The organism is Nostoc sp., assembly GCF_036916655.1.
In the GTDB taxonomy this organism is placed as follows: domain Bacteria; phylum Cyanobacteriota; class Cyanobacteriia; order Cyanobacteriales; family Nostocaceae; genus Nostoc.
The window spans coordinates 246,210-254,276 of sequence record NZ_JBALFY010000025.1 but is presented as its reverse complement, the minus strand read 5'-3'; the positions used below and the strand labels follow the sequence as shown (position 1 = coordinate 254,276).

6 protein-coding genes are annotated in these 8,067 nt (G+C 42.1%); 1 reads left to right on the top strand and 5 read right to left on the bottom strand.

Annotated features, from left to right (window positions below; all coding sequences use genetic code 11):
• The 5 genes from V7L31_RS08090 to V7L31_RS08070 all read right to left on the bottom strand — a co-directional run.
• The coding region (locus tag V7L31_RS08090; protein ID WP_334695761.1) for a tetratricopeptide repeat protein at nucleotides 1–2,474 on the bottom strand (2,474 nt) is incomplete at its 3' end.
• 374 nt (nucleotides 2,475–2,848) lie between these two features.
• A complete protein-coding gene (locus V7L31_RS08085) occupies nucleotides 2,849–3,328 on the bottom strand; it encodes a plasmid segregation centromere-binding protein ParR (protein WP_179065455.1) in 480 nt (159 codons plus the stop codon).
• 5 nt (nucleotides 3,329–3,333) lie between these two features.
• Entirely contained in the window at nucleotides 3,334–4,488 is a 1,155-nt protein-coding gene (locus V7L31_RS08080; RefSeq protein WP_334695760.1) for a ParM/StbA family protein, read from the bottom strand.
• A gap of 239 nt (nucleotides 4,489–4,727) precedes the next feature.
• Nucleotides 4,728–5,351: a DedA family protein gene (locus V7L31_RS08075; protein ID WP_179065453.1), complete on the bottom strand. Its 624-nt coding sequence runs from the start codon at nucleotides 5,349–5,351 to the stop codon at nucleotides 4,728–4,730.
• Nucleotides 5,352–5,943: 592 nt separating this feature from the next.
• On the bottom strand, nucleotides 5,944–7,026 hold the full coding sequence (locus V7L31_RS08070) for a Gfo/Idh/MocA family oxidoreductase (protein WP_334695759.1): 1,083 nt from the start codon (nucleotides 7,024–7,026) through the stop codon (nucleotides 5,944–5,946).
• Between the two features lie 338 nt (nucleotides 7,027–7,364).
• On the opposite strand from V7L31_RS08070, the gene queC reads away from it, so the two are divergent.
• Nucleotides 7,365–8,042, top strand: coding sequence for a 7-cyano-7-deazaguanine synthase QueC (queC, locus tag V7L31_RS08065; RefSeq protein WP_334695758.1), 678 nt, complete (start codon nucleotides 7,365–7,367; stop codon nucleotides 8,040–8,042).
• Nucleotides 8,043–8,067 lie beyond the last annotated feature (25 nt).

Below are 8,067 nucleotides of genomic sequence, written 5' to 3'. Positions count from 1 at the left end.
CGATAGCAATCAGCTAGCCGATACCACTGGTTAGCTATATCTTTCTCTTTACCTAATTGCTCATAGAGGTCATGGCTCTGTTGATAATAGGCGATCGCTTGTTCATATTTGCTCCATGCTTGATATATACGTCCTAGCTGATAATGAGCAAGAGCTATTTCGGTTTGGTCATCTAACTGCTGGCAAATTGCCAAATCTTTTTGTTCACACTCTACAGCTTCCTGATATTTACCCCAATCACGATAGCAATCAGCTAGCCGATACCACTGGTTAGCTATATCTTTCTCTTTACCTAATTGCTCATAGAGGTCACGGCTCTGTTGATAATAGGCGATCGCTTCTTCATATTTACCCCATGCTTTATAAGTCTTGCCTATTTCATAGAGAGTATCTGCTTTAAATTCATAGTCATTGACACCTTGAGTAATAGCTAACCCCTTCTGAAAGCACTCCAATGACTGCTTGTATTTAGCCTGTAAACGGTAACAAGCTCCCCATTCATTCCAGAAAGCTAATAAAGAGCTTTCTTGAGGATATACTGCTAGTTTGTCATATGTTTGCTGGTAGTATTTACTCGCCTTCTCATATTGATTTTGAAGTTTATAACAATCAGCTAATGCCCAGGTAATGAAATGCATCAAGCTTTTATCCGAACTGTAAATTAGTTGTTCTAAAAGTATGATAGCTTTTATATAGTTATTGTCACGGATATAAGACAATGCGGTAATAAAGTTTAAAGCTTGTTCACTAACTTGGTCAATTTCCTGATCCCGTTTAGTAAATTCCAAGGCAGGAGTCATTTCTTCACCCAAATCTGCAAATATTCCCTTCAGTCCACTGAAAAGCAATGGATTTAACTGATTAACAATATCGGTTACACAATTGAGTAAGGATATTCCAGATTCCGCACAAGCGATATAGAGGATTGATAACTGTGCAATTGCGCCAATAATTTCAAATAGTGTTGATTCTTTTACACATTGTTCCAAACAAGCTATAACTTCACTCTTATTGTTAAATAGTTCAATCTGGCGCAGTAGTTTTAGCAGTTGTTTAATTATTCCATCTTCTAAGTTATTTCCTAATACTAAAGTAATAACTAACTTTTTAGTTAGCTTTCTACGAAGACTGCTATTCACTTCAACTTGAGTTAAAACCTCACCAGCAAATAGCAAATCTTTTAACTGTAACTCCGACTGTTTACAGTTAGTACTTGATTCCTCTTGCAAATCTGACCAGATGATAATTGCATCCTGCGAAGATGCATTTTTGATTTTTAAATTACCACCTTTAATTACAGGTTCATAAGCCTCAAGATTACTGAAAAGCTGCTCAACCAGCTTATTAGCCTGTTTCGGAGAATAAATTCCGCAATAGCCTAAAGCCAGTAGAATCGGTTCATTCCAACGCGGCTCATGCAAATGTTTACGGATAATTGCTAAAATATCGCTTACTTCATTGTCAGCGATATAACGTGCGGCAAAATACTCCTCAAACGTCAGGTGCATAAAGCCGTAGACTCCAGGCGCACGTTCCACAAATAGACCTGTGGTTTCCCGCACTTTTCGTAAAAACTCCTGCACGGCAAGCCGCACTGAGTCTGATTCTAGACCAGTATCATTTAGTTCTGCTAACTTTGCTGCTAACTGTTGTTCGACTTCTGCCTCAGTTACCAAACCAGAGGGCTTCTCCTCATGCATCCAGTAAGCCAGTGGTGCTAAAAATGCCACTACTTCATTTTGGTTCAGCAGCACTTTCGGAGCATTTGGCAACTTCTTACCTAGCTGCCAATCTTCCGTCAAGGTTTGCACTGCCAATTCATAAAGTTTCACCCGGCGGTTAGGTAGGCGTTCACCATTGCGGTGAATTAGTGCCAAAATTGTCAATAGTAGAGGGTTAGCTGTCAAGCGCTTTACACCCTCATTGTCTTTAATTGCCTCTAAAATTTTCCTTGCTTGGTCATGTCCTGCTCTTTGCCTTCGAGTTAGTCCTTGTTTAAGAATTAGACCTAGTTTTTTGATAATTTCTGGAAGTTCAAGACCAGCATTTTCAGCGTCTTCATCTTGATAAACTACAGTTTTGAGACTTTCGAGTAAATCATTTAATAAATCGTCTTTTAAACCCCACTCTCGTTGAATAACTTTTTCAAAAATTTTAATTCCAATTAGGACTACAACCTCAGCATAGCCAATGTTGTATTGGTCGAGAGCAGTTACAGTATCAATCCAAATTACTGTATATTTACTGTTCAAATGTTGTTCTAATCGCCGCAATTCTGTAGTTTTGCCACCACCCCTGTGACCTGCTAGTAAAAATTTAGCTGGGTCGTCTTCCATATCCAAGAAAGTGATTAAATTCTCTACAGGACTGTTGGCTCGCTGGACATAAAAATTTCTCAGTTCTTCAGGTGTAGTAAGTGGTTCCTCTGGCTTAAAAAGTTGATAAGCAGGCTTCCAAAAACTCGTATTACTCATGGTGATAAGTGTCAACTGAACTCAAACGGTGTTTTGACTTACACTCGCTTATCTCAGTATAACTGGGTAATTTCCGGCTGTAGATTGTTAGAAGCGAAAAACTTTATACTATAGCCCTAAATATTACTGTATCTCACTTTGAGCGCATACTAAAAATTGATGTGCGATCGCTCTTTTACACAACTTTAATTAGCCAGATAGATATATAGACACAAGGAAGTTGCTTTGTGTCTCCAAAGAAAAAGGGTGACGGCTTGTTGCCAAATCCCAATATTGTATGTGTACAAAATATATAAACATTAATAATCCTTAATAGTATTAACTATTAAGGATTGTTAACATGAGCAAAAATTGCTCACAAACCTAATTGCTCGTTAAAAATCATCGAGAAACTGACTAAGGCGACTGATTACGGGGTCAACCTCTTGAGGAGGGGTAGCAACAGTATAAGAAGTATTATTTACTACTTCTAATTGACTTGGAGACGGAATGAACGATCGATCATTGACTATGAGCGCCAGTTGTGCAACTTGTTGAGAAAGTTGCAGTAGATGATGTTCCATCGCCTCCAAACGATTAGATCCCTTGGCAAAAAAACGTTCCTCAAGTCCAGCCACTTGACGTTGCAGTTCACCGATTTGTTGATCAATCGGTGTGGTTACTGCCGTTTGTGGAGCAGGTTGTACAGGTTCCGGTACACATAAAGATTGCCATAAGGCTTCTTTACAGAGGTCGCTGAAAGTCTTGTCTGGTTGTTTTTCCAAATAACTTTCTACTTGCGCTAACAAGCTTTCATCAGCAAGCTCTGGGTTGAACGTGACGGATTTAACTACCTTTTTTGACCATTGGAACATCAGCTTTATGCCCTAGCAGCGCGATTGGAGGATAATTGTGCCTCTCCATAAATATACTGCCCCAAAGCATTCGCCTGACGGGAAGGTGCTGCTAAATGAGCATTAATCTTTGCTTCTTTGAGTAGACGTTGAACGTCGTCCCAGAAGAACTCACCACCACCGCCAGTAAGAATCACATCGGTGACGCGTTCTGGCAACCAGGCTAGCACACGGCTACAGATTTCGCGAGAAAACATCTCCGTAAGGTTAGGAAGAAAATCATCTAGGTTGGTGGGCTTGCTAGCGCCTTTAGGACGGTAAAAGCGTTCACCTCTAGGTTTGTTCACAGCGGAAATCAGCGCTAGAGATTGACTATCTGCTCCCTCAATTTCGGCAGACACCAATTCATAAAACTTATTCATCCCGAAGTCTTCGCTCTTAGAAGCACCTCTAGCAAAACGGAAGTTATCTACCATCAAAAGATCGACGGTTTGATGACCAATATCGACGATCGCCACCGATATTTTTGTAAAATCGGGACTGCCAGGGTTTTTCTTGGGTTGAGCTTCAGACCACAGCAAGCTGCCGTAGCCCTCTGGCATGACCCAAACCTTATTGACGTTCAGCGTCACAGATTCGCCTCGGAAGTTCAACACATGAGGGCCACCTACTTGGCTAATCAACTGTGCTTTTTCCTTTTCAAATTGCTCTAAAGAAAGAAAAGGCAGACCCAGTACGACTGAGATATCATTTTTGAGTTTAAAGTAGCCAGCACTTGCTAACACTTTTACTAGTGCAGCCTCTACCTTAGATTGCCCGACTCCTAAGTTCGCTCCAAAATCTGCCGCCAGTTGACCAACGGCATAGCCATTGCCTTGATACTCCAGCCACAAATCCATTAGGGGGTCGGTAGCGCGGGCTTCAAAAACACCGCCGCGTACTTGCTCTATTGACATCTGCTTGACGTTGGCAGGTACGAACACTACGTTACCAGGTTCGCGACTCACACAAGTTTTTGTGGAAGTTCTGCCTAAATCAACACTGAGAATTGTTTTTCCTGAAACCGTTCCTGTGCTTGGGGTAGGATTATTAACAGCATTTATGGGAGTGGATGCCGACACTCTATTCATCGGTATAGCAGCGGCATTAATAGGGGTAGCGGCGGAAGGTTGGTCTGTCATGAAAGCTCCTAGTTCAAACTTAACTGTAAAAAGTTGTCATGCTCATCTTACAAAAATGCGAGCAACCAGAAATTCTAGGTTGCGTCAAGTGTAGCTAGAAATACGCCAAAAATTAATTCCGGCGATATCTCCGGTAAGCTCTGCCAACGCACATCTAGTATTATTTGGCATAGTGTAGGCGAATTTTGGCCAGATGTAACCCCTGCTTTCACTGCTTTCAAACCAAAAGCGTCCGTGTTTCATCTTCTAGTACGTCTTAACTGGCGCTTGGATATCCAGAAAATAAATGCCAAAACCAAACCCCCAAGTACGATTTTGGATACAGGAGCAAGATACTTGTCCACAAGTTCATACTGACTACCCAAGGCATATCCTGAGTATGTTAGCAAACCCACCCAAGCTGCGCTACCTAATGTTGTGTAAAACAAAAATGGTAGCAAAGGCATATTGCTGATCCCTGCGGGGACAGAAATCAAGGTGCGGATTCCTGGTACAAGACGACCAATTAATACTGCTTTTCTACCTTGTCGATCAAACCACACTTTGGCCTTGGTGATATCTTTACTGGAAATAGCTAGCCATTTGCCATATTTATCAGCCCAAGCTTTCAAACGAGTTTCGCCCAAAAACTTACCTGGATAGTACCAAATAAGTGCGCCTAATACAGAACCCAAAAGCCCTGCAAAAAACACACCAATGATATTCAGCTTTGGGCCTCCTGGTTGATATGGACTTGCTGTAAATCCAGCTAGTGGCATGATCAATTCTGAAGGAATAGGGGGAAAAAGGTTTTCTAAGAACATTAGTAGGGCAATTCCCCAATGGCCAAAATAGTTGATAGTATTAGTTATCCATTCAAGCATTAAGTCAATTCCTGAAATTGCTGTACTAGTTCTGTTACTAAGATTCCGCCTTAGCTTTTTTAAAAGGTAATTGTTCTGGATTGTTAGAGTCAAGTTAGCTTGGCCCAATGGCACTAAGAAAAGCCCAAATACTTATGTAGCCTCGTTACCAGCCTGGAGGCTAGTAACGTATTCTCAGAGGCTCTGCCTCTCATCAAAAAAGCAGAGGCGGAGCCTCAGGGAATGGGTTTCCCAACCTGGAGGCTGGGAACCAGTTGGAACTGAAAAACAGAGTCAGACAAGCAAAAGTTAAGGATCTGTTTCATTAATTTTGCGGCGCTGTGAGATCCCCGACTTCTTCAAGAAGTCGGGGATCTGATCACCCTCATTTATCACGATTTAATTAGTGACATAAACCACTAGGTTTTATTTTCCAATTTTTTAGATCCCCCTTAGTCGTTTTTTTGAAAGACTAGGGAGGATCTAAAGATTTGATGACAAATTTCAAAACATACTTTCGAGTTTTCTTCTGAGTTGATGCTGTGGGGAAGCAGGAACAGAGAAGGAAGAAAGTTTTACCTTGTCCTCTTCATCCCCCTCATCCCCTCTGCTTCTAGGCTGTCGGAGTCAATGATTGTACTCTTGGTTCCGATTGCCAGTCTAGAGGATTCCAAACTCGATCCTCCAGTGCCATCTGTTCAATCAAACTTGCTAGTCTCAGGGCTTTGAGAGCTTGTTCGCCGCCTACCGAGGGCTGATTGCCACCATGTACACAGTTGACAAAATGTTCTAATTCTGCACTTAGAGGTTGAATATTGCTGGTGTAGACTTTTTCAATTACACCATCTTGCCTGTAAAGTACTTGTCGGTGGTCGGTGAGAGAATTGGCAGTGGTTTGCCGATGAATCAAAATTTCATTCTTAAGGAAATCTGCCTCAGTAAATGAATTTTTGCAATGGGCGACAATCCGGCGAATTTTTCGGTGGGTGACTTTACTGGCAGTCAGAGTAGCAACAATACCATTAGCAAACCCCAAGGTGGCGGTTACATAATCTAAATAACCAGAGTCTAGGGAGCGAGTACCGCTAGCAGTCAATTTTGTGACTGGGGAAGCAGCTAATTCCAGAAGTAGGTCGATGTCATGGATCATTAAATCCAGTACAACCGAAACATCATTTGCCCGATCTGAGTAAGGACTCATTCTGTGGGCTTCTAGCGCCAGCAATTCCTCTGTTTTCAGTACTTGGCTCAATTCTTTAAAAGCTGGGTTGAAACGCTCAATATGACCCACTTGCAGGATACACTGAGACTCAGCCGCAGCATTGACTAAAGACTCTGCCTCTGAAATACTAGCTGCGATCGGTTTTTCAATCAAAACATGAATTCCCGCTAACAGACAGTTGATGCCCACAGCATAGTGCAAACGGGTGGGAACAGCTACACAAACTGCTTCCACAAGGGGTAGCAGATCACAGTAGTCTTCAAAAAAACGCACCTTATACTTGCTGGCAGTTTCTAATCCTCGCTCGACGTTAATATCTGCCACTCCGACTAGCTCAACATCTTTCATTGAACTCAGCACGCGAGCGTGGTGTTGTCCCATGTTACCCACTCCAATCACGCCTATGCGGATTGGTCGTGGCTGGTTTCGCTGTGTGTATGGATTCGGTTCTGCCACTGACATGCTATCTTGCACTATTATTCTCTCCTCAACCACCAAATTTAGAGACGCTACGGCCGTTGGCGTTTATACTCGAAAGCCAGTTACGATCCGTCTAAAACCATCCAGATGGTAACATAGAGCCTATGTTTATGAAGAATTTCAAAGTTTGTGATCGGTTCCCGTAATCCAAATATCTTTTGTATAGATATTTCGGGTTTGTTTGGGATTTTGCACTTTCTCCAAAAAAATATGTCTTTTGATTAACTGTAAAAAATTCGGTAAGACCTAAGTGTAAATTCTTCTTGGCATTGCTTTCTGGCATTTTGTTAAGGTTTGATTTGGCGATTTGAAATCCAAAATTTGCAACTGAGATGAAAGCTGTAATTCTGTTATCTGGGGGATTGGACTCTTCCACAATTTTGTATAAAGCTCAGGCTGATGGCTGTGAATGTCATGCTATTTCCTTTGATTATCAGCAGCGACACCGACAAGAGTTAAAGTCAGCCCTTGCTGTTGCTCAAAAAGCTACGATCGCAAAACATCAAGTTGTTAATTTTGACTTACGACAATGGGGTGGTTCGGCGCTTACCGATGACACCATTGATTTACCCCAGGAGCGATCGCTGGATGAAATGTCTCAAAATATTCCTGTTACATACGTTCCGGCTCGTAATACCATCTTTTTAAGCTTTGCTCTTGGTTACGCCGAAGCGATCGCAGCAGAGCGTGTCTATATCGGCGTTAATGCCCTCGATTATTCAGGATATCCTGATTGTCGCCCCGACTATATCGAAGCAATGCAAGAAGTTTTTCGCCTGGGAACCAAACAAGGGCGTGAGGGACAACCAATTAAGATTGTCGCACCCCTAATCAACCTGAAAAAAACCGAAATCATCCAACTGGGGAACCAATTGGGAGTCCCTTGGGAGCTAACTTGGTCTTGCTATGCTGCTGGAGATGTCGCCTGTGGTGTATGTGATTCTTGTCGCTTGCGGCTAGCAGCTTTTGCCGAATTGGGACTTGTTGATCCACTGACGTATGCTTCTTGAAGAGTGAGGAGTTAGGAGTTAAAAT